We start from the raw sequence: 21,649 nt of genomic DNA on the forward strand, positions 1-21,649 counted from the left end.
TACGACACCTTCAGCGTCGATATTTGGTGTTTTGTGAAAGCTATAAACATAGGAGCCCTTCAGGCTCCGTTGCCTTCAATAAAAGGACATGCCCCCGAAAACTCTATTTCCCTCAATTATAAAAGCATGACCCCGAAGGGAGTCAAATATTTATAGATATAAATGTATGTGTAAGAATCGACCCCCAGAGTGGGTCGTACCAGTTAGGTATATTTGTTTAGCGAATGGTTTTTTGTAAATATAAGATAGGCTCCCATTCTTGTGACAATACTCCGTTAAACTTCTTCAAATGCCTGATTAAGAGTGGGTTGCAGCCGCTGGGGGGGGTACTATTCAACTCTCTGATAATAAAAGCTTTGCGTCATTGCGTCTCTGCGTTTAGGCCTTTTTTAACGGACTGTTAGAATTTACAAAATCCCTACAAATCGCCAATGCTTTCCGGCCCAATTTTCACCCGCATAATCAATCCCAATTCGGGGTGAGGTGATGATTTTTGGTCTTTCGGGTAGGTTTTTATTATTCTCTATCCACAATCGGTTTGAAGAAATGGAATCTTCACCATAAAAGGATTTGTCCAGTTTCAGGGCCCGGCCGATTCGTCCCGGACCTTCAATTTCCACCGAACCCCTGATAAGAACCGCCTGGGGAATTCCTTCTCTCCCTGTGGTGAAATTGAGCAACCAGTACATACCGTAGATGAGGTAAACATAAACCAGTCCACCCCGGTGATACATCACTTCTGTGCGTGGAGTTCGTCCTTTACTGGCATGACACCCCAGATCCTCTTCGCCCCGGTATGCTTCCACTTCATTGATGGTTAATCGAAGTATTTCGCCATTCTCAAACCGGCGTACCAGGGTTTTTCCCAGAAGTTCGGGAGCCACCTCAAGTACATCGCGTGAAAAGAAATGACGGGATAATCTCATTTAGTACTCTTGTTTATCCTCAAACTGCGACCAGTGTTTGAAGGCCTGTTTTATATTTTCAGTCACTATTTGCTTTGTAGGGATAGCGCGTTGATTGATCGGTTTTTCAAGTTCCTGATAAATAAACTCGTCATCGAACCCTATGGCTGCCGCATCCTGACGAGTGTTGCCAAAGTAGAGGTTTTCAAGTCGTGCCCAGTAAATGGCACCCAGACACATGGGGCAGGGCTCGCAACTGGCATAGATGGTGCAACCGCTCAGGTCGTAAGTGCCAAGCTTCTTGGTGGCTCTCCGGATGGCTTCCACTTCGGCATGGGCTGTGGGATCGTGCTTGTCGGTTACGCGGTTGCATCCGGTGGCTACGACCTCCCCATCTTTTACCACTATGGCAGAGAAGGGGCCTCCGCCTTTTCGTACATTCTCTTCTGCCAGGTCGGCAGCAATTTTCATGTAATCTTCGTGTGTGTTCATTCGTTTTTTTCTTCTTTTCGTTCTGCAAATATGGAGAAATCCGGCGGTTTAAGGAAATTGGGATGAGTTTTGGGTTTCGTGTTTCGAGTTTGGTTTTGAATTACGGGGTTGCGCGATAACTGGTTCCCCCTTCAGGGGGTTAGGGGGTAAGCGAAGGGGGGCCGAGTTCAGAGTTTCGTGTTTTGAGTTGCGAGTTTTTGTTGAGGTGTCCTGATATAGATTGACTTTTCGTTTCATAAACCTTTGACTTGTTGACTTTTGTTGCAAATATTTTTTAGGGCAAGTCACTCCCGGCCATTTGTCAATGAGCTAAGCGCCATCAGCTAACAGCTAACAGTCAAACGCCCCATGCTCCCTGCTCCACGCCCTCTGCCAAGAGCTTCTAAATTTTCTCCCTGAAAGATTGGTGATTAAGAAAATTAGCCGTACTTTTGCGGCCGATTATTATCCGTGCTAAACAGCACAAGTGATTGTATCGCAGATGATTTGCTGCTGCTGATGTTTGCCCGATGTCAGTAACAGCAAGGGATACACTTGTGTTGTGTGATATTTTTTAATGTAGGTCTAATATTCAAAAGAGGAAGACAGTGGATACTTTAAGTTACAAAACAAAATCGGCCACTCAGGCTACCATCAACAAAGAATGGGTTGTGGTAGATGCCAGTGATATGGTGCTTGGTCGTTTGGGTACCCGCGTTGCAAAATTGCTTCGTGGAAAGTACAAACCCAATTATACGCCCCATTTAGATTGTGGTGATAATGTCATTATTATCAATGCCGATAAGGTGAAACTCACCGGGAAAAAATGGACCGATCGTGTGTTCTTTTCGCACAGTGGATATCCGGGTGGTCAGCGCGAAACAACTCCTGAGCAGATGTTTGCCAAAGACCCCACTAAGTTGGTTCAGCATACCATCAAAGGAATGTTGCCAAAGAATAAGCTGGGAAATCAGTTGTTCAAAAACCTGTTTGTATATGTTGGCAGCGAGCACAAGCATGAAGCCCAGAAACCAAAGGTAATTGATATTAATACCATTAAATAAGCAGTATGGAAGTGATTAATGCAATTGGACGAAGGAAAGAGGCCATTGCCCGTATCTATGTAAGTGAGGGAAAGGGTCAGATTACCATCAACAAAAGAGATTTGTCTCAGTATTTTCCCACCCCCACACTTCAGTATATCGTTAAGCAGCCATTGAACACCATCAATGTAGTTGGCGATTACGATATCAAAGTGACCCTCTGTGGTGGAGGTATCAAGGGACAGGCTGAAGCTACCCGCCTGGCTATCGCCAGAGCTCTCGTTAAAATTAACGAAGAAAATAAACCTGCTTTGCGTGCAGAAGGTTTTCTTACCCGCGACTCTCGTGTTGTGGAACGGAAGAAGCCCGGTCAACCAAAAGCAAGGAAACAATTCCAGTTTAGCAAGCGTTAATAATCGTCTGGTACGTTTAGTATCTAAACTGTTAAGATTCCGCGTAAAGGACTACTTAATGGTTGCTTTAAACAGAATGTAAACGAAAAAAACAAAAAAAATGCCCAGAACTAATTTCGATCAACTTTTAGAGGCCGGAGTACATTTCGGTCACCTCAAGAGAAAATGGAATCCCGCTATGGCTCCTTATGTATTCATGGAGCGCAATGGAATCCATATTATAGACCTGCACAAAACAGCGGCTAAAATTGATGAAGCCGCTGATGCTTTAAAACAAATCGCCAAGTCGGGCCGCAAAATTCTTTTCGTCGCTACCAAAAAGCAGGCAAAAGATATTATTGCTGATAAAGTTGGCGCTATCAATATGCCTTATGTTACTGAGCGTTGGTCGGGTGGTATGCTCACCAACTTTCCTACCGTGCGTAAGGCCGTTAAGAAAATGGGATCAATTGATAAACTGATGGGCGAAGATGCCTGGAATCGTCTCTCCAAGCGTGAGAAGTTGCAGATTACCCGTCAGCGTGCCAAACTGGAGAAAACTCTGGGTTCTATCAAAGATTTGAATCGTCTTCCTGCTGCTATGTTTGTGGTTGATGTGATGAAAGAACACATCGCCGTTAGAGAAGCCCAGAAGTTGAACATCCCTGTGTTTGGAATGGTTGATACCAACTCTGATCCTAACAAAGTTGACTTTGTGATTCCTGCCAACGATGATGCATCTAACTCTATCGAGCTGATAGTGGACATCATGACTCAGGCCATCAAAGAAGGTCTGTCCGAGCGTAAGGCCGAGAAAGATAAGGAGCCTCAGGGTGACAAAAAAGGTGGTAACAAAGGTGAAGGTGGTCGCAGAACCCGTGCTCGTAAAGAGGATACTTCTGCTGCCGATAAACAGCCGGTTGCCTCTTCTTCGGATGAGCCGAAAGCTTCAGACGAAGAAACCAAAAAAGAAGAGTAGTATTGTTTGAGGGGTTCGCTTTTTTTAGCGAACCTACTCTTATTAATAACCTTTAAATTATATATCATGGCTATTACTGCTGCTGATGTAAGTAAACTCAGAAAAATGACCGGCGCCGGTATGATGGATTGCAAAAAAGCTCTCCAGGAAACCGATGGCGATTTCGATAAAGCTGTTGAAGAAATTCGTAAAAAAGGAATGGCCGTTGCAAATAAACGCGCTGACCGCGACGCTACCGAAGGGGTTGTACTTTCAAAAGTAACCGATGATGCTAAAACTGGTGCATTGGTTGTTTTGAATTGTGAGACCGATTTTGTGGCTAAAAACGAAAGCTTCGTGGCACTTACACAGTCAATTCTTAACCTTGGTCTTGCCAAAGGTGCTAAAAATCTTGCCGAGCTTAACGAACTTGAACTTGACGGTGTTGCTGTTAAGGATGTAATCACTGAGCAGATTGGTGTGATTGGTGAGAAACTGGAACTGGCTGCTTTCGACGTAATCGAAGCCGAAAAGGTAGTTGCATATATCCACCCGGGTAACAAACTCGCTACTCTTGTTGGTTTCAACAAGGCTGATGTGGAAGACCAAATGGGTAAAGATGTTGCTATGCAGGTAGCTGCAATGGCTCCTGTTGCTGTTGATAAGGATTCTGTTCCTCAGGATGTTATCGAGAAAGAACTGGAGATTGGCAAAGAAATGGCCCGTAATGAAGGCAAACCCGAAGAGATGCTTGACAAAATTGCTCAGGGTCGTTTGGGTAAATTCTTTAAAGAAAGCACCTTGTTGCAACAGGCTTTTGTGAAAGACAATAAAATGTCTATCCAACAGTACCTGCAGGGTGCCAACAAAGAGTTGACTGTAACTGCATTTGAACGTTACTCTTTGAGTAACTAAGTATTACAGAGGTTTTTTACAATATAACTAAGGCCCGGTCATGTTTTGACCGGGCTTTTTTGGTTATACCTTTTGAGAAGGTTACTATCAATAGCGGGGTCATTGCGAGGGCCAGGCCCGAAGCAATCTCAAGTTATTTGTCCCACAAATCTTTCCATTGGGCTTGATTGTTTCTTTCAGCTTCTTCTTTGCTTAATAATATCTTTTGTAACAGGCCTTCCATAACCTTTTTAATTTTTGTGTCACCCCTGGCGGGGCTTTTCTACTCATTGCAACATCATTGCTACCAAACTGTCGCCCCGCCCGTGCTGGAGCAGACAGATTGAGGAGTACGTACATTTCAAAGTGCTTTCTTTCCCATCGGGAAATACGAAAATTTTCCATTTTAGCTGGATAAATGAGGCAGCCCCGGATGGGGTGGCAGTTTGGTAAATAGATTGTTCAATATATACGATATTAGCCCCGGATGGGGTGACACCTGCCGGGGCTTCATTATTAATCTTGTCATATATTCTCTACCAAACTACTCACTTTTTCAGGGAGAAGGCACTCTGACAATACTTTTTCTTCTGTCTGGATAACTTAGTTCTCCGTGACTCATCTTCTCTGACTGGTCTTCCCTAAAGACTATCCATCAAAAGATGAGTAAAGCCCTGAATTTATTTGTATTTTTGTGTCCGGAAAACAAACAAACCATTATGCAATACAAAAGAATTTTACTCAAACTTTCGGGTGAATCACTGATGGGACAACAAGGTCATGGCATCGATTCAGGTCGGTTGAGCGACTATGCCGAACAAATCAGTGAACTGGTTCGGGATGGCATCCAGGTGGCTATAGTGATAGGTGGGGGGAATATTTTCCGGGGTCTGAGTGGCGCTGCCGAAGGATTTGATCGTTACAAGGGAGACCAGATGGGTATGCTGGCCACCGTGATTAATAGTCTTGCGCTGGCATCTGCCCTTGACGGGAAGGGGATATCAACCAGGGTGATGACTTCCATCAGAATGGAACCTGTTGGAGAGTTTTACTCACAACCTAAGGCACTGGATGCATTGAATAACGGTCAGGTGGTAATCATATCGGGAGGGACAGGGAATCCCTATTTTACAACAGATACCGCATCTGCCCTGCGCGGAATCGAGGTTAAAGCCGATGTGATGCTTAAAGGTACCCGCGTGGATGGGGTTTATACTGCTGATCCTGAAAAAGATCCCTCGGCCACAAAGTTTGATACCATCACATTTGATGAGGTATATAACAGAGGCCTTAAAGTAATGGATCTGACTGCCACCACCATGTGCAAAGAAAACAAATTACCGGTGATGGTTTTTAATATGGATGAGAAAGGCAATTTGATGAAGGTGATGAGAGGGGAAAATATTGGTACGTTGATAAAATAGGTTCAACCTTGCTTTTTTCCCGATGGAGAAATCAGGCCCTTTGTTGTTTGACAATATCCAGGGCCTGTTCACGAACGTCCAACGGGAGTTTTATACCGCGGGCAATCATGCTGCGAAGCCAGGTGTTTACTTCGTTTGTTTGCATGGTGTTCAATACCTCCCGGAATTGTTCGGTTTCATCCGGAGAGTATTGGTCAGGTGCTTTTCCTTTAAAAAGGTCAAGTTCCTCATCGTTAAAATAGACGATTTCGCCATGTGTATGAGCAATCAGTGATTCTTTATCGCATACCTCATGGGCTCCGCAGCAGTCTGCAGGTGGAGCTTCTTTTGCGGCTTCCTTGCCGGAGGTTAATTTACTGATAATGAGAGCTACTATGAGGGCTGCTGCAATACTTAATACTAAAATCCACATTGTGCAAAAATAATGAATTGAGATGGCATTTGATTAGGTTTTAATGTTTTTTAGCTTTAGGCTTTTAATTAGGTATATAATACTAACTTAGCTCGTATTATGGTTTCTGAAATGGTTGGCTCAAGTTTATAGGGGCGTCTAATGAAAAAAACGCTATTTTAAACTATAGTTAGTTGGGTTACTAAAATTTTTTGTAATTCTTTATGTAATACAGGGGTTGATAGGCTTAAGCGTGACTCCCTTAGTTTTTATATGAAGCAAATACATAAATGAACGCGTCTTGACCCGATAGATTATGCTGACGTGGGACTAAAATGAGTGTAGAATAAAAAAATATATTCACGGAATATGGGGAACAAGAAATCAATGAATGATGAGGAGTTGCACTTTCTTGGAATTAAGGTGGTGTACAAAGATCTGGTTGATAAAGGTTATGAGGTGTTGAATGTAAGAAGGGAAAAAGACGTGGATCCTCAGATTTTGGCACGAAGTGAAGGGAAAATGCTCTTTATTGTGGTTCGAACTGCCCGATTTCCCGACATGGGCATTTTGAAGCCGCAAACCGCTGCCCGTGTAACTATTCATGCCCACAAGCATAAAGCAATCTGCTATTTTGCCAGTGTGGGAATCGCCAATGCCGATGGAGAAACCGATGAAGAGATGGCAAAACCTGAGGTGGATGGAGAGTTTTTTATTAATTACAAGGGGTTACAACCTTTTCCGCAGTAATAAAAATTAAACTATGCAATCTTTTAATTTTCAGATGTTTTGGAGAAAATACAGTAAGTTTATATTGGGTGGTTTTTTTTTCCTTTTCCTGATAAGCTATTGCAATCAGGAGGGCCCAAATCCTGCTGTTGAATCTGAGAAAGAAGAACAAACAACCATCGCAGAATCATTGGATACCAATTCTGGCAGTTCATTGAAAACGTATGAAGAATTGGTAAAGCAACGGCCGCCTCAGGACACTGAAGGTCCCGGTAGCTTTTTGACAATGTTTTTGTTGTTGACCGGGGCTTTTCTCCTGGTCTGGCTTCTTCAGCAGCCCAAAATGCAACAATCATTACGCAGATGGTTTCCCGGAAGAGTCATGTTGGAGGTGGTCAAGAGACAGGATGCTGTTACTGGTCGTCGGATTTTGAAGATTTCCATTGTCAATAAATCTGCTGAGGGGATTACTTTTTTACCTCCCAGTCTGGTGTTTCGAAGGTGGGGAAAAGAACGGGTATTCCGACTAAAAGGAAGTAACCAGGACGATATGTTTCCGCTGACATTGACTCCGGGAACGAGCCATCGTTTGGTGCTTGATTTGGAACAGTTTTATGAAAAGATGCCTGACTTAAAAAAGAGTAACCGGGTTGGTGCATCAGTAGAAACAACCGGTAAAAAAGAATACCGCTCCTTTGCGTTGCCAGGGTGGTTAAGCTGGATTGTAAAATAATAATGCTTAACAGAGCGATCCCGACTTTAATGCCAGAAATGAACACAGACTATTTCCGGATTGTTTTATTTCAAAAGGGAATTGATCATTAAATATACTGAAATGCTAAGAAAGTTTTGGGAAAAATACAGCCGAAAGAAACGATGGTGGACCATTGTTCTCGATTTTGTTTTTGCAGCATTAGTGGTAGCTATGTTGTTTCCCGCAACCCGAAAACCTCTATCTGCATTTCTGATTCGCCAGACTCTTTTCTCGCCTTCCGAGCAGGATAAAGTGGTTTATTTGTCGGAGGCTGACTGGGGGATGATGTTTGAATCCAAAGTTGAAAAGGAAATCATCACTCTGGCTGAGTTTAAAGGAAAGCCGGTGTTCCTGAATTTCTGGGCTACCTGGTGTCCCCCCTGCATTGCAGAGATGCCTTCGATACAAGGGCTGTATGACCAATATAAAGGTGATGTGGCTTTTATTCTTGTGAGCAATGAGCCGCTGGATGTAGTGCAGGCTTTTTTTGAAAAGCACCGCTATTCCTTTCCGATCTATTCTCTTCAAAGCGGAGTTCCGGCGATTTTTGAAACTTCAACCATTCCATCCACTTATCTTATTGGCCCTGGTGGTCGGTTGTTGATTAGTAAAACCGGGGCAGCTAAATGGAATTCAGGAAAGATGAAATCATTGCTGGATGATCTGATAGAATAAAAAAAAGCGGACCGAAGCCGCTTTTATTTATTCTCGTATGAATCCGGTTAAAACCTGTATCTCAACGATAGTGCAAGTCCGAATCCAAATGGATCATCCGGAGGGTTAACAAAAGAAAGTTCCGGTCGGGTGTCAATGGAAATCTGCAAAGGAACCTCGGAAAAATTGTATTCGATTCCGGCATTTAATGCAGCAGCAAGAAAAACGCCACTTTCATTAAGATCGTCATGTGCCCAGCTTCCCAGTGACGGGCCAACACCCAAATACCAGTAGAACCCACTTTCGATGGGCATTACCCATTGGTACAGCCCGGTTAATTTCCAATAGTTGAAATGGCCGCGACCTCCGAAACCGAGGTCAAGTTCAGCTCTGTTGCCGTCGAAAGGGGTTTGAAAAGTGATTTCAGTATCGTAGCCATTACCTCCTCCAAATCGAAGTCCAATGGCATTATTGCCACGCTGTGCCATGGAAATGGCCGGTATTGCCATCAAAAGAACAAAAAGTATTAACCCTGTTTTTTTCATCTTGATTCTGTTTTTGAATTGAATGACAAATTTAATTAAAGTTTGGTTTTTTGTCTGCTTGCATAACAAAAGGCATACCAAAAGGTTTGCCAGGACAGGGCAAAAGTGCTCTTCCAACCTTTTCCTAACCCGGGATGGCTTTTGCAATTGCGCCGGTTTTCCTGAACAGGAAAGTGAGTTGTTGAATTGAACCCCCATTTTGTAGAGCTCTTTTCTTTTTCACTACAATAGTTTACAATGAACAGAGAGTAAGTTTCCTCCGGATAGTAGTAATTTGTTTAAGAAATAATTCTGTCATAAATATATTGAGAGTACTAATTGGCTATCAGGAGTGGTTGTGTCTTTTTTTATGCTTGTTTTTATGTTTTTTTCAAACCCTGGCATATTGATTGCGTAATAAGGCGGAGGTAATGGCAGTATTAAATTTAATTCGGATGTGGGTAATATAAAAAGAGATGCCTTCGTCAAATTCGAAGCTTAATAACGAAGAGTTTGGCAGTAAACGTGCTTTTTGGACTGGGCTCATGGATATGAAATAATTTTTGGGGAGGACGGAAAATGATTGGGATTAGTGTTGAAAACTTGTTTCATACCCTTCCAACGGGGGTGATATATTTTGATGGACGAGGGGATTTAATTGCTGCCAATCCGGCAGCTGAAGAACTTCTTGGCTTTGGTCTTGTGGATTTGAAACGACAGGGGCGTAGCGATTCTTTTTGGCGATTACTTGCCGAGGATGGTTCTGACTTACCTGTTGACCGGCATCCATCACGTATTGCTTTAAAAACTGGTCGCCCCGTTAAAGATAAGGTGGTGGGGTATTTTCATCCTTCAAAGAGAACCTATTCCTGGTTGAACCTGAATGCTGTTCCGTTATTTGAGGATGGCACTGATAAGTCTTCCAGTGTTTACGTTACTATTCATGATGTTACTACCGATGTTGGGGCCCGAAATAAACTCCGGCAAACACAGACCGATTATCAGGTTCTGGTGGATAATATGCATTCCGGTGTGGTCATTATCCATGACGGGAAAGTTTTATTTCTTAATAAAAGTATGGCAGACCACCTGGGCAGAAGTATTGAAGAATTAAAGGATACGCCATTCATTATTCATATTGCTCCCGAAGAGCAGGAACGGATACAGGAGTATTATGTGAAGCGGCTGGCAGGACTTGAAGTGCCTGAAAGCTACAGAACCAGAATTATTGACAACAAAGGGGGCCGGACATGGGTTGATTTCAAAATCAAGAAATTGGAATACCGCGGAAAACCTACCTTATTGGTTCTAATAAACGATGTTGATGCAGAGGTTCGGACGGAAGAGAAATTGAAATCCAGTGAACTGCGGTTTCGACGTCTGTTTGAGGAGGCCCCAATTGGAATAGCGCTGGTTGGAGACAATGGTAAGCCTCTGGAGGTAAATGATCACCTTTCCAGGATTATCGGTTATCCCCGGAATGACTTATTACAAATGACATTTGCTGACTATTCTCATCCTGAGGATTTGGATAAGGATCTGGCACTGTTTGAGGAATTGAAAGCCGGAAAGCGCGAAAGTTATGAAATGCTTAAAAGATATGTACGACAAGATGGCCAGATTGTTTGGGGCGAATTGAAGGTGGGGTCTTTTGTAGATGGCAAAGGGAAACGGCAAATTATTGGTATGTTTGAGGACAGGACTATGGAGGTGAATACTCAGAAAGAACTGGAGATTGCCCGGGATATGGCCAATGAGGGTAGTCGTTTGAAATCGGCGTTTCTGGCATCCGTGAGTCACGAACTTCGCACCCCACTTAACGCAGTTCTTGGCTTTAGCGATATCATTAAGAGCACTTCCGAAAATCCAAATATCATTGAATATTCGGGCTTTATTTACGAAGCCGGGTTTAAAGTAATGACCATTATTGATGATATTCTTGAACTGGCGATGTCGGAGCATGGAAAAATCCGGGTTCGACCGGCTTCGTTTCGAATAGGGGATTTGTTTGATGAGTTTCGGCGTCAACTTCAGGAAGTAGTCTATAAGTTTGGAAAAGATGAGTCGGTGAATGTGCTGACTGAAATTGAAGACCATTTGCGTGACCTTGAAATTGTAACCGACAAAAGCAAAGTTTATCAGGTGATTGTAAATCTGGTAAAAAATGCAGTGAAGTTTACCGAGAAAGGCTTTGTGAAACTGGGCTGTTTCCAAACCCTAGAAAACCGAATCGCTTTTTTTATTCAGGATAGCGGAATTGGGATTTCTGATGACCAGAAGGAGGTAATTTTTGATTTCTTTCGGCAGGCGGATGGACATGACCATGCCAAATACGGTGGAATAGGAATTGGACTGGCCATTTCCAAAAGGGTTGCCAATGCCATGCTCGGAGATATCAAGGTGGAGTCTGTTCCTGGAGAGGGAACTATTTTTACGCTGGTGATTCCCATGGATCTGGGTGAGGAAATATCCACAAATGGGGAAGCTATCCATCCATAGTCCGAACTAACATAGTTTCGTACTTGTTCTCTGGCAGATCTGCTTCCCCATTTCAGGTCAAAATGTGGGTGCTATACAGGTTTTATTGTTGAATGTAAACATCAATATCCGCATTTCCGGTAAAAGTATTAGCTCCATCATCTGTGAAAGTGGCATCGCGCGAAACATAAATACCGTAATTGGAACTGTAATTTAAACTACTGTTTCCTACTACTATCCGGCTGCTTCCACTTATTCTGAGATTTGCTTCGTTGTAACCACCACCGCCATGTGAAATATCAACGTAATGCACCTGATTTAGCGGATTGTTAGAGTTCTCATATATTATTCCCTGAAAATAACCGGGAGATTCTATCTTGGAAGAAAAGGTAATTCGCTCATTGACAGTCCCTGTCATGTTTAGAGAGCCTTCAGGTTCTACTGTGAGGAGTGCATCTTCCCCCATAACGAACGCTGCACCCGGAGCCACCGTTACATCCGCAGAAATGGTATTGTAGGGACTGGAAAGCAATACCGGGGCAGTAAGTTTTTCCCAGGTTTCATTCTGAGAAATATCGCCACTTTCGACCATTACATAATTGAAATCACCATTGTCGTAAAACACGTTGGTTCCTTTAATCACATTCAGTTGATTGGCATATATATAAACAGGATAGCCATTACAGTCGGTTACAATATTGTTGGAAAACTCACTAAGCACCGAGTAATCATTGACTAATTGAATACCGTATTCACCAGAATTTTCAATGATGGAATTGGTGATTTTCACCTGAGAGTTGCCTTTTATTTCTATCATTGATTGACTATATGATTCACCGCCTCCATCAGAAATCGTTACATAGGTCAACACATTCTTTGTGTTATTCGAATTGTCGAATACAATTTCTCCCCAGGCACCTTTTGCATTCATCTCTCCTTCCAGAATAATAGGTTTTACATCCGCACCTACCGCATTTAATGATCCGCTGGTATTAACCCTTATGGAAGATGCTGATTTCATCATAATTGAAACCCCGGGCATAATGGTTACATCTGCATTAAGACTCCATTTGCCGGTTACATAATAGTCATAGCCTCCTTCAATATGATCTTCAAGGACCATAGGGGAATTTACTTCACCACTCAGCTCAATTGCTGAATTGATTTCTTCAACGATTTCTTCGGCATCATCACATGCTGAGATGGAAAATGCTACAGAAAGAATCAGTAACCATTTGATTTTTTTCATTTTACCGGATTTAAATTAAAATTTTAGGTTTTCAACAACCCTGTTTAAGATAATTGTTTTTAAGTTGCTACAATTCTTGTTTTAAGCGACCTTACCTGAATAATGCCGGGCGAAGCAATATTCATGAGATAATTTTTTTGTTGGTTTTGAGAAATGAAAACCTTCAAAGTCATGACAGGGATAAGGGGTTAAGCGATGAATTCCTTTTTTAAAAAAAGCTAAGGATACTTTTGGCTTTTAATGATTGTTTGTAAAAAATAACACATATTACTACAGCAAAGAAAAATGTATCAGTCAACAGAAACTTGGAAAAAAACGACAGTCGCATTCGTTTTTGACAAACAACCCTGAATTCCGGATGTGTATTTCATTGATCGAGGACAGATGGCCATTTTTTATTTATTTATGCACAATACTTCGTTAATTCTTTGCAAATATCCCCTGATGGTATATTTACAAAGCAAAAAGTATTGACCACAATGCTCTTGTTATAAAAACTCAGATTATGCCTGCAAAGAAAGGATTGAAAATGTCTTCGTTTTTGAAGTATTGAGCAGGTGAACTTCCGGAAAATTCATTGAACTCATTTACAAAATGGGACAGGTCGTAGTAACCGAAATGAAATACCACATCCTGAAGCCGCATGCCGGGGTTGTTTTTAATTGCTGAATATGCTTTATTGAAACGAACAATCCGGTGGAATTTTTTGGGGCTCAGCCCGATTTGATGTTTTACTTTGCGCTCGAAAGTGCGGCGACTTAAGCTTATTGAATCCAGTATGGACTGGAATGATTTATTTGGGTGAGAATTGACCTGATTAACAAAATGTGAGGACAATGGAGAAATACTACCCCGGTTTTGTTTCAGGGAACGTCGAAGGAAGTCTTCAATAATATCGATTCGTTCCTGGTCCCCACGGCTGTTATGCAATCGGTCGTAGATTTCCGGATATATTGAAGGGATCACACTACCAAGGTCGGTTGCCTGGTTTGTAAACTCTGAACTATCAATATTAAAAAGGGAATGAAGTGCAAAGGGTATGAGTTTTACACAAAAACAGTGAATGCTGTTGCTGAATTCCAAAGAAATGGATTGTGTAATTTGGCCTGCCACCATTGCCAGGGGTACATTGCCTGTTGAATTATTTTGAAAATCAACCACTACCTGGTTTCCAAACTGGAAGATCAATTCGGGATTCCCCGAAGGAGATATCTGGGATTTTTTGTGCAGCTCATCCAGATTGGGGTCATCCATTTTCCAATAAAATTTGACTGTTCCTGCCAGATCGGGCGATGGAAGAAAAAAAGCAGTCGTTTGTTGAGAGAAGGCAAGAGAGTCTGACGGAGTCATACGCGTGGATTGAGAAGAAATTTTTTAATAAAAAATGTTCTCTTCAGGCCCGACTGTTAATAAATGTACGAGGTTTTTTTTAATTTTCTAAATTATATCGAACTTTTTTATTCGGATATCCTGAAGTTGAGGATTGTTTTGTTCCCCGCCATCTGGGTTTAATAAAAGACATAAAAACAGAAAAAGCTGTAAATCATGCGATTTACAGCTTTTTTTGTTGTCCCGCTAGGATTCGAACCCAGACCGAGAGAACCAAAATCTCCTGTGCTACCATTACACCACGGGACAAACATGAATTGCTTTTTCCTTCAAAAGCGATGCAAATATAGGATGTTTTAGTGAACCCACAAACAATAATTCTCAAAAAAATAAAGTTTATGCAACTTCTGTTGCCTCTTGTTTTTGCCGTGCATTTGCAATAGTTTAGCAGTCAAAAGATTATTTTAATGCAGAAGGGTTTGATTTTTTTGAAAAAAAATTTCCCGGGCTTATTAGTTCTGGGTGTGGCACTTTTTGTTTACGCGAAAACAGCGGCGCCAACGGTGAGCTTTTGGGACAGTGGTGAATTTATTGCATCAGCAGCGCTGCTTCAGATCCCGCATCCTCCCGGTGCTCCGTTTTATCTTATGCTGGCACGGGTTTTCTCTTTGATGGCACCCGATGCGACTTCGGTAGCATTTTTCGTGAATCTGTTGTCGGCTGTTGCATCTGCTTTTACCGTCTTTTTTAGCTACAAAATTCTTAAACTTTTCTTTCAGATGGTCAGAGATACGGACAAGCTATATCCAGTTTGGATTGAGGAACTTGCTGCTGTGTCCGGAGCCTTACTCTTTGCTTTTACCGATACTTTTTGGTATTCTGCAGTCGAAGCCGAGGTTTATGCCTTGTCGCTTTTCTTTTCTGCTATCACTTTCTATATTGTCCTTAAATGGTTTGTGCAAAAACAGGCATCTCCCCGGTTATTTTTCCTGGGAGTGTTTCTGTTAGGACTTTCCATTGGAGTGCATCTGCTCAATCTTTTGATGACGCCTGTTTTTGTTCTGTTGTTTTTCTGGAAACAATTCGGATATAATTTTCAGTCAACGCTCAAAGGTTTGCTGGTGGGTTTTGTGGTGCTGGGGGGCTTGTTTTTGGGATTGGTCTCTAACGGATTATGGCCTGCCATGAAGTTGGAAATTTTGCTGGTCAACCAGTGGGGCTTTCCTCAACACTCCGGCCTTGTCTCCTGGTTTGTATTGCTGACTGTCGTTCTGGTTGTCGGGCTGACTTTCACCTTTAGAAAACATCCTGTGGTTCATTTTTGCTTCATGATAGTTTTTTTACTCTTTATGGGGTGGACATCCTACCTGATGGTACCAGTTAGAGCAGCTGCCAAACCCGACATAAATATGAATGCTCCCGATAATGTCTTTGCCATGCAGGATTACATCAACCGCACTCAATACGGAAGTCGTCCTTTGTTGGTTGGGCCTCACGCCTGGGCTCAGGCAGAAGATTGGAAAGATACGTATCGGTATGCCTTTGATGAAGCTCAATCCAGCTATGTTAATGTGCCTTCGGGTTCGGTTTTTGGCTTCAGCGAAGAGGATTACGTCTTATTTCCCCGTATGTACAGCCGGCAGTCTCATCACATCGAAGGTTATGAATGGTGGTCTGGCCTCGACGGTGAATTTGATTCTCCTGAACTATCTCATCAGCTTGATTTCTTTCTTAAATATCAGGTGGGACATAGTTACTTGCGTTATTTGATGTGGAATTTTGTCGGGCGGCAGAATGATGAGCAGGGTCATGGTGATATCGTTTCCGGAAACTGGGTTACAGGAATTGATTTTATCGATGGTCAAATGATTGGTAGCCGGGAGCATTTGCATTCAGGAGAGGCTTACAATGCTGCAGCAAATCAGTATTATGGATTGCCCTTGATTTTTATATTAATAGGTTTTTTTTTCCTTCTTAACGCCGGACGCGGACGCATGAGGGTTTTGTTGTTGTTGGGAACAATTTTTCTGATTTCAGGCCTTTTACTGGTTATTTACCTCAATCAGCCACCTTATGAACCCAGAGAGCGTGATTATGTTTATGTGGCTTCTTTTTGGGCACTGGCTATGCTTGCAGCTCTTGGGATTTATTCCCTCCTGAAAACAATTTGTCGTTTCTCGGGATCTACATTAACAGTGGGCCTTTCCGGGTTTTTGCTCTTTTTGGCCGGACCTGGATTGCTGTTCTCCGTAAATCTGAATGACCACGACCGTTCCGAAAGATATGTCGCCCGCGACCTGGCTGTATCGCAGTTGCGTAGCTGTCCGGCCAACAGTATACTGTTCACTTATGGTGACAATGATACCTATCCCCTTTGGTATGTTCAGCAGATTGAAAGCGTAAGGCCAGATGTGAGACTGGTGAACCTGGGGTTGTTGCATACCAACTGGTATCAGGAGTACATCAGGCAGGCACAGATTGGGAATGACGGATTGAAAATGACCTTGCCAAAAAGTTTCTATCGGGACAATGCTGCGGAGTTTTTCCCGGTTTCATCCATTCACTCGGCACCGGAAGCTGCAGATGTTGTGCTGAAACAATTAGCAACCGCCATGTCAGATAATGACGAAAAGCATTTGGCCGATAATCGATTGCATCCGGCTTGGGAGATGACCCTTTCCAATGGAAAAACTTTACAAATGAGTATTCAGCGGCAATATTTGTCCATTGGAGACCTGGCTTTGTATGATATTGTTGTAACCAATGGGGATAAACGACCGGTTTGTTTTACCCGAAACATGGAAATGCAGTCGCTTGGCGGTATCAGCGATCACTTAAAAGGCCTGGGTCTTGTTTGGAAACTTTCTTCTTCGGCAGAACTGGATGCCGGGTCGCAGGGGAGTCTTGATCAAAAGATGGCTGTTTTTACTGATAGTATTTCAATTGGAGGGAATGAAACATGGTTGGATAATACTTGCCGACAAGCCCTTTCTGCCTCTGGTTACCGAACCGTAACGCTAGAACTTGCCCGGGAATTACTTGCCGGGGGAGATAAAGAAAAAGCCCGAAAAGTACTGGGTAAAAGTATTAAGGAATGGCCTTTCTCTCCCATGCAAAATCAGCGGCAAATGCTTGATATGGCAAAACTGATGCAGATGAGTGACGACACAAAGAGCGCTTCCACGCTTGTGGAAAACATTGTCTATGTCAATTTGCTGGATTTGTACAGCTTTTATTATTCAGGCTTCGATTTAGAGTATTTGAAACGCAGATATTGCGGCTTTTTTACCGAATTGCATGATCTGGCATTACAACTGGAAATGGAGGAAAGAGCAGTTGAACTGGAGATGGAACTTCAAATGATTTGTAGTTTTTGAACGTTCTGTTTTATTTGATACAAGGCCACTGTTTTTGCCATATTTATGTGTCGAATGTAATTTTCTTAACTACCTTTGTAGAAGAAAATGGAAAGCAAGGACAGATAAAATATTTTGCTTTTTTAGGCCTGAATTTCGATTCATCTGCCTTTTATAAAATGAGTAGGGGATTTAATTCCTTTAATAGTACTTCCTTCAATTCCTCGGTGCGGAGAAGTTCGCCAGACTTAATGTTTAAAAGGGCATTGGCGCAAAAGGGTTATCCGGGAGTATCAGAAAAACAAACATCATGAATAATTTTAGTTCTCATTCATTTCATGTGCCGGTAATGGGCATTGGTTATACCATCGACAGCCCCCTTAAACTGGCACATTTTGGAATATCTTCCGTAGTCTCGCTGGTTGATGATATGCTCATGGAAAAAATGCGAGAGTTTCATAGTCAAAAAGCCAATTTCCCTTTTCAGGGGATTTCCTCAAAAATTGAGGATTTCAGGGCTCGACGTATTACCGCTTTTCTGGATTTGATGGATGGGATGGTAAAAGAGAAAATTGCCGAAATGAAAAGTTCTTTTTCTCGTAAAAGTGAAGAGGTTGATAAATATTTTGAAATGCTTCCCACTGCTTCCAAAGCGAGGCAAACCTATTTCTATCTAAAGCAGAATGCCAGTTTTAACGATTTGAAAGAATGGGTTATGGAGAATCTGCATCCCGGGCACATCGATGTAAATATCATGACCAAACTGGATAAGCCTAATTTTTCGGGGAGTGAACAGCTGCCTGTGGAGTTTAATGATGCCCACGCTGCTTTGCGTGGTTTTGCCAAAAGCAAACTTTCTTCTTCGTTGGTTTTGTCGGCAGGAATGAATCCCCGCCTTTTTAGCTATATGGAGAAATGGGACGATTTTTTCCCCGATGAATCAGGAAATATAAAAAAGAAAGTAACCATTAAAGTGAGTGATTTTCGCTCTGCTATGGTTCAGGGAAAAATGCTTGCAAAAAAAGGAATCTGGGTCTCCGAATTTCGCATAGAATCCGGCCTGAATTGTGGCGGACATGCCTTTGCTTCGCAGGGAAATCTAATAGGCCCGGTGCTTGAGGAATTCAAGGAGAAAAGAAAGGATTTGGTAAACGACCAATACCATACTTTTTGTGAAGCCTTATCGGCCAAAGGTATGGTTTGCCCTAAGCAGCCTCCATTGCTGAGAGTCTCTGCACAGGGAGGCGTGGGCACAAATGCTGAGCACAATTTCTTGCTTAATCATTATCGGTTGGATGCTGTGGGGTGGGGAACCCCTTTCCTGATGGTGCCCGAGGCTGTCAGTATCGATTCTGACACCATCAGTAAGTTGGGTAAGGCTCGTGAAGAAGACCTCTATCTGAGTGATATTTCTCCCCTGGGTGTTCCCTTTAATAACCTTAGGGGCAATACAAAGGATCAGGAGAAAGAGGCAAACATCAAAGCTAACAACCCCGGGAGTCGCTGCACCAAGCACTACTGTTCGCTAAATACCGAGTTTTCTAAACGTCCTATCTGTACCGCATCACGTCAGTACCAGCGAAAGAAAATTCTTCTGGTTGAAGCCGAATTGGCCTCCCAACAGGAGATAGATAAAGCAATTGTCCGTATTACAGAGAAGTCTTGCATTTGTGTCGGATTGGGTACTTCAGCGCTTCTGGCCAACGGCCTTTCTTTTGAAAGTGAGGGACCCGGAGTATCTGTTTGCCCCGGACCGAATATGGCGTATTTCGATAAGCAGGTCACCTTAAAGGAAATGACCGACCACATTTACGGGAGAAACAATTTAATTAGTCGTACGGATCGGCCTTCGGTTTTTCTGAAAGAATTGGAATTGTACATCAATTATTTCTTTGAGAAGCTTAAGCCTCAGGAGGCAGATGATAACCGGATGAAAGCAAGCAACATTAAATTTTTGAAAGCCATAACCGAATCTATTTCTTATTACCGCCAACTGTACACAAAACATAGTGATCAACTGGGTGTTGTGCTGTCTGAAGTGTTAAACAGGCTTTCAGATTTTGAGAAACGGGTAAAAGGATCTTTGGTTGCGGAAATGTAATTGATACTTCTGTTCTGATAAAGCAGGGATTTTTCTAACTTTTATGTATTTTTGGCAAACTTCTGATTAATCAGGCAGAACCAAAAATATTTCCATGAAAATGGATAAGTGAAAAATGATTCCCCTGGGCTGATTGTCAGTTGTTTTTTGAAGTTTTGGAAACAAAAAACGAAGGAAAACAAGATACAGATGAGACAATACAAGAAGTTTAATCTCGCTTTGGGCTGGCTGACCTTTCTTATTTCAGCCCTGGTTTATTTGCTAACCATTGAACCGACAACCAGTTTCTGGGATTGTGGTGAATTTATTGCTGCTTCGTATAAGCTTTTGGTAGGGCATCCCCCGGGAGCTCCTTTCTTTATGTTACTGGGCCGTTTCTTCTCTTTGTTCGCGCCCGACGAAACTTATGTAGCTGCCATGATTAATTCCATGTCGGCTCTGTCAAGTGCCATGACCATTGCCTTCTTGTTCTGGACCATCACGCATTTGGCACGTAAGATCTTTATTGACAATCAGGAATCTCCTGAAGATTGGCGTTACTGGGCTGTACTGGGTAGCGGACTCGTAGGTGCCCTTTCTTATACTTTTACTGACACTTTCTGGTTTTCGGCGGTTGAAGGCGAGGTTTACGCCATGTCGAGTTTGTTTACAGCAGCAGTTTTCTGGGCCATTTTGAAGTGGGAGAATGTGGCCGATTTGCCTCACAGCAACCGATGGCTCATTCTTATTGCTTACCTGATGGGGCTTTCCATTGGTGTTCACCTGTTGAACCTGTTGGCCATTCCTGCCATTGTAATGGTATTCTATTTCAAGAAATTCGAGGTTACCAGAAACAACACCCTGAAGGCCTTAGGCGTTTCAGCTGTTTTGTTACTGTTTATTTTGTATGGAATTATTCCCGGAGTACCAGCAATTGCTGGTGCTTTCGAACTGGCATTTGTAAATGGGTTGGGACTCCCATTTAATTCAGGGCTCCTGGTTTATGGAATCCTTATCGTGGGTGGACTTATTTACGGAATTTATTATACCTACAATCATAAGAAGGTGATTCTCAATACGGCATTTACTGCCGTTGCGGTGATTATCTTAGGATATTCATCTTTTGCGATGATTGTTATCCGTTCGGCGGCTGAGCCGACCATGGACCAGAACTCTCCCAATAATGTATTTTCTCTGATTTCCTATCTGAACCGTGAGCAATATGGTGATCGGCCGTTGTTTACAGGCGAATATTACAATTCAGAAATTGACCGTCAGGCATCACAAGCTAAAGAAGGGTCACCTGTGAGAATTCAAAAAAATGGGAAATATGAGATTGTTCAATATCGTCCCGAATATGTTTTCAAAGACAATACAACCACATTCTTTCCGCGGATGTACAGCCGTCAGGCTTCTCATATTTCAGAATATAAAAAATGGGCCGGCGTTGAAGGACGTCCGGTTACGGTAATGGATGGCAATGGAGAACCCAAAACCATACAGCTGCCAACTTTTGGAGAAAATCTGAAGTTTTTCTTTAATTATCAGGTTCGTCACATGTATTGGCGCTACTTTATGTGGAACTTTTCAGGACGACAAAACGATATCCAGAGTCATGGAGAAATGCATCACGGCAACTGGATTTCTGGAATTCCCTTTATTGATAATGCCAGGTTGGGCGATCAAAGTAAATTGCCTGACTATTTGAAGGAGAATCCAGCGCGCAACACCTATTATTTCCTGCCATTACTGCTTGGATTAATTGGGTTGCTCTTTCAGTATGGGTCAGGGCGCCAGGGGAAACAGAGTTTCTGGATTGTTATGTTGCTGTTTTTCCTTACGGGCCTGGCAATTGTGTTGTATCTGAACCAGACACCGCTTCAGCCTCGTGAACGTGATTATGCATTTGCCGGGTCGTTCTATGCTTTCTCCATTTGGATAGGGCTCGGGGTGTTAGCATTGGTGGATGGTTTAAGAAGAATAATGGGAGGTAAAGGGGCTGCCGTGGTCTCAACATT

The 21,649-nt window shown here is 42.6% G+C and carries 18 protein-coding genes and 1 tRNA gene; 12 read left to right on the plus strand and 7 right to left on the minus strand.

Annotated elements, in window-relative coordinates; genetic code table 11:
* Window positions 1-407 precede the first annotated feature (407 nt).
* Both QZZ43_RS11590 and QZZ43_RS11595 read right to left on the minus strand, forming a co-directional pair.
* Window positions 408-926 (minus strand): DNA-3-methyladenine glycosylase, encoded by a 519-nt coding sequence (locus tag QZZ43_RS11590; RefSeq protein ID WP_291859343.1) that lies wholly within the window; start codon window positions 924-926, stop codon window positions 408-410.
* Window positions 927-1,397: a nucleoside deaminase gene (locus QZZ43_RS11595; protein WP_291859347.1), complete on the minus strand. Its 471-nt coding sequence runs from the start codon at window positions 1,395-1,397 to the stop codon at window positions 927-929.
* A gap of 587 nt (window positions 1,398-1,984) precedes the next feature.
* Between QZZ43_RS11595 and rplM the strand changes: the two genes are divergently transcribed.
* The 5 genes from rplM to pyrH all read left to right on the plus strand — a co-directional run bounded on the left by rplM (window position 1,985) and on the right by pyrH (window position 6,087).
* Window positions 1,985-2,440: a 50S ribosomal protein L13 gene (rplM, locus tag QZZ43_RS11600; protein WP_291859349.1), complete on the plus strand. Its 456-nt coding sequence runs from the start codon at window positions 1,985-1,987 to the stop codon at window positions 2,438-2,440.
* Between the two features lie 5 nt (window positions 2,441-2,445).
* Window positions 2,446-2,832 carry a 30S ribosomal protein S9 gene (gene rpsI / locus QZZ43_RS11605; RefSeq protein WP_291859351.1) on the plus strand — a complete coding sequence of 129 codons (387 nt, stop codon included), beginning with the start codon at window positions 2,446-2,448 and terminating at the stop codon, window positions 2,830-2,832.
* A 100-nt stretch (window positions 2,833-2,932) separates the two neighbouring features.
* Complete coding sequence (rpsB, locus tag QZZ43_RS11610; protein ID WP_291859354.1) at window positions 2,933-3,790, plus strand: 30S ribosomal protein S2; 858 nt, start codon at window positions 2,933-2,935, stop codon at window positions 3,788-3,790.
* A 66-nt stretch (window positions 3,791-3,856) separates the two neighbouring features.
* Window positions 3,857-4,684 carry a translation elongation factor Ts gene (gene tsf / locus QZZ43_RS11615; RefSeq protein ID WP_291859357.1) on the plus strand — a complete coding sequence of 276 codons (828 nt, stop codon included), beginning with the start codon at window positions 3,857-3,859 and terminating at the stop codon, window positions 4,682-4,684.
* A gap of 698 nt (window positions 4,685-5,382) precedes the next feature.
* A complete protein-coding gene (gene pyrH / locus QZZ43_RS11620) occupies window positions 5,383-6,087 on the plus strand; it encodes a UMP kinase (protein WP_291859360.1) in 705 nt (234 codons plus the stop codon).
* A gap of 31 nt (window positions 6,088-6,118) precedes the next feature.
* On the opposite strand, the gene QZZ43_RS11625 is transcribed toward pyrH, so the two are convergent.
* The gene (locus QZZ43_RS11625; protein WP_291859362.1) at window positions 6,119-6,499 is read right to left on the minus strand and encodes a hypothetical protein; all 381 of its coding nucleotides are present in this window, start codon (window positions 6,497-6,499) and stop codon (window positions 6,119-6,121) included.
* Window positions 6,500-6,847: 348 nt separating this feature from the next.
* On the opposite strand from QZZ43_RS11625, the gene QZZ43_RS11630 reads away from it, so the two are divergent.
* From QZZ43_RS11630 to QZZ43_RS11640, 3 genes are all read left to right on the plus strand, one after another.
* Entirely contained in the window at window positions 6,848-7,228 is a 381-nt protein-coding gene (locus tag QZZ43_RS11630; protein ID WP_291859364.1) for a hypothetical protein, read from the plus strand.
* Between the two features lie 13 nt (window positions 7,229-7,241).
* Window positions 7,242-7,940 (plus strand): hypothetical protein, encoded by a 699-nt coding sequence (locus tag QZZ43_RS11635; RefSeq protein ID WP_291859367.1) that lies wholly within the window; start codon window positions 7,242-7,244, stop codon window positions 7,938-7,940.
* Between the two features lie 102 nt (window positions 7,941-8,042).
* Entirely contained in the window at window positions 8,043-8,636 is a 594-nt protein-coding gene (locus tag QZZ43_RS11640) for a TlpA disulfide reductase family protein (RefSeq protein WP_291859369.1), read from the plus strand.
* Between the two features lie 47 nt (window positions 8,637-8,683).
* On the opposite strand, the gene QZZ43_RS11645 is transcribed toward QZZ43_RS11640, so the two are convergent.
* A complete protein-coding gene (locus QZZ43_RS11645) occupies window positions 8,684-9,160 on the minus strand; it encodes a hypothetical protein (RefSeq protein WP_291859372.1) in 477 nt (158 codons plus the stop codon).
* 558 nt (window positions 9,161-9,718) lie between these two features.
* Here QZZ43_RS11645 and QZZ43_RS11650 point away from each other — a divergent pair.
* Window positions 9,719-11,638 (plus strand): PAS domain S-box protein, encoded by a 1,920-nt coding sequence (locus QZZ43_RS11650; RefSeq protein ID WP_291859375.1) that lies wholly within the window; start codon window positions 9,719-9,721, stop codon window positions 11,636-11,638.
* 82 nt (window positions 11,639-11,720) lie between these two features.
* Here QZZ43_RS11650 and QZZ43_RS11655 read toward each other — a convergent pair whose 3' ends face one another.
* The 3 genes from QZZ43_RS11655 to QZZ43_RS11665 form a co-directional block, all read right to left on the minus strand.
* Window positions 11,721-12,866 (minus strand): right-handed parallel beta-helix repeat-containing protein, encoded by a 1,146-nt coding sequence (locus QZZ43_RS11655; RefSeq protein ID WP_291859378.1) that lies wholly within the window; start codon window positions 12,864-12,866, stop codon window positions 11,721-11,723.
* 498 nt (window positions 12,867-13,364) lie between these two features.
* Entirely contained in the window at window positions 13,365-14,216 is an 852-nt protein-coding gene (locus tag QZZ43_RS11660) for a helix-turn-helix domain-containing protein (RefSeq protein WP_291859381.1), read from the minus strand.
* A gap of 217 nt (window positions 14,217-14,433) precedes the next feature.
* Window positions 14,434-14,504: transfer RNA gene (locus QZZ43_RS11665), tRNA-Gln, on the minus strand.
* Between the two features lie 158 nt (window positions 14,505-14,662).
* Here QZZ43_RS11665 and QZZ43_RS11670 point away from each other — a divergent pair.
* The 3 genes from QZZ43_RS11670 to QZZ43_RS11680 form a co-directional block, all read left to right on the plus strand.
* A complete protein-coding gene (locus QZZ43_RS11670) occupies window positions 14,663-17,572 on the plus strand; it encodes a DUF2723 domain-containing protein (protein WP_291859385.1) in 2,910 nt (969 codons plus the stop codon).
* A gap of 289 nt (window positions 17,573-17,861) precedes the next feature.
* Entirely contained in the window at window positions 17,862-19,652 is a 1,791-nt protein-coding gene (locus tag QZZ43_RS11675; protein ID WP_291859388.1) for a hypothetical protein, read from the plus strand.
* A 189-nt stretch (window positions 19,653-19,841) separates the two neighbouring features.
* The coding region (locus tag QZZ43_RS11680; RefSeq protein WP_291859390.1) for a DUF2723 domain-containing protein at window positions 19,842-21,649 on the plus strand (1,808 nt) is incomplete at its 3' end.

It is taken from the genome of Marinilabilia sp. (assembly GCF_016278715.1).
Lineage (GTDB): Bacteria > Bacteroidota > Bacteroidia > Bacteroidales > Marinilabiliaceae > Marinilabilia.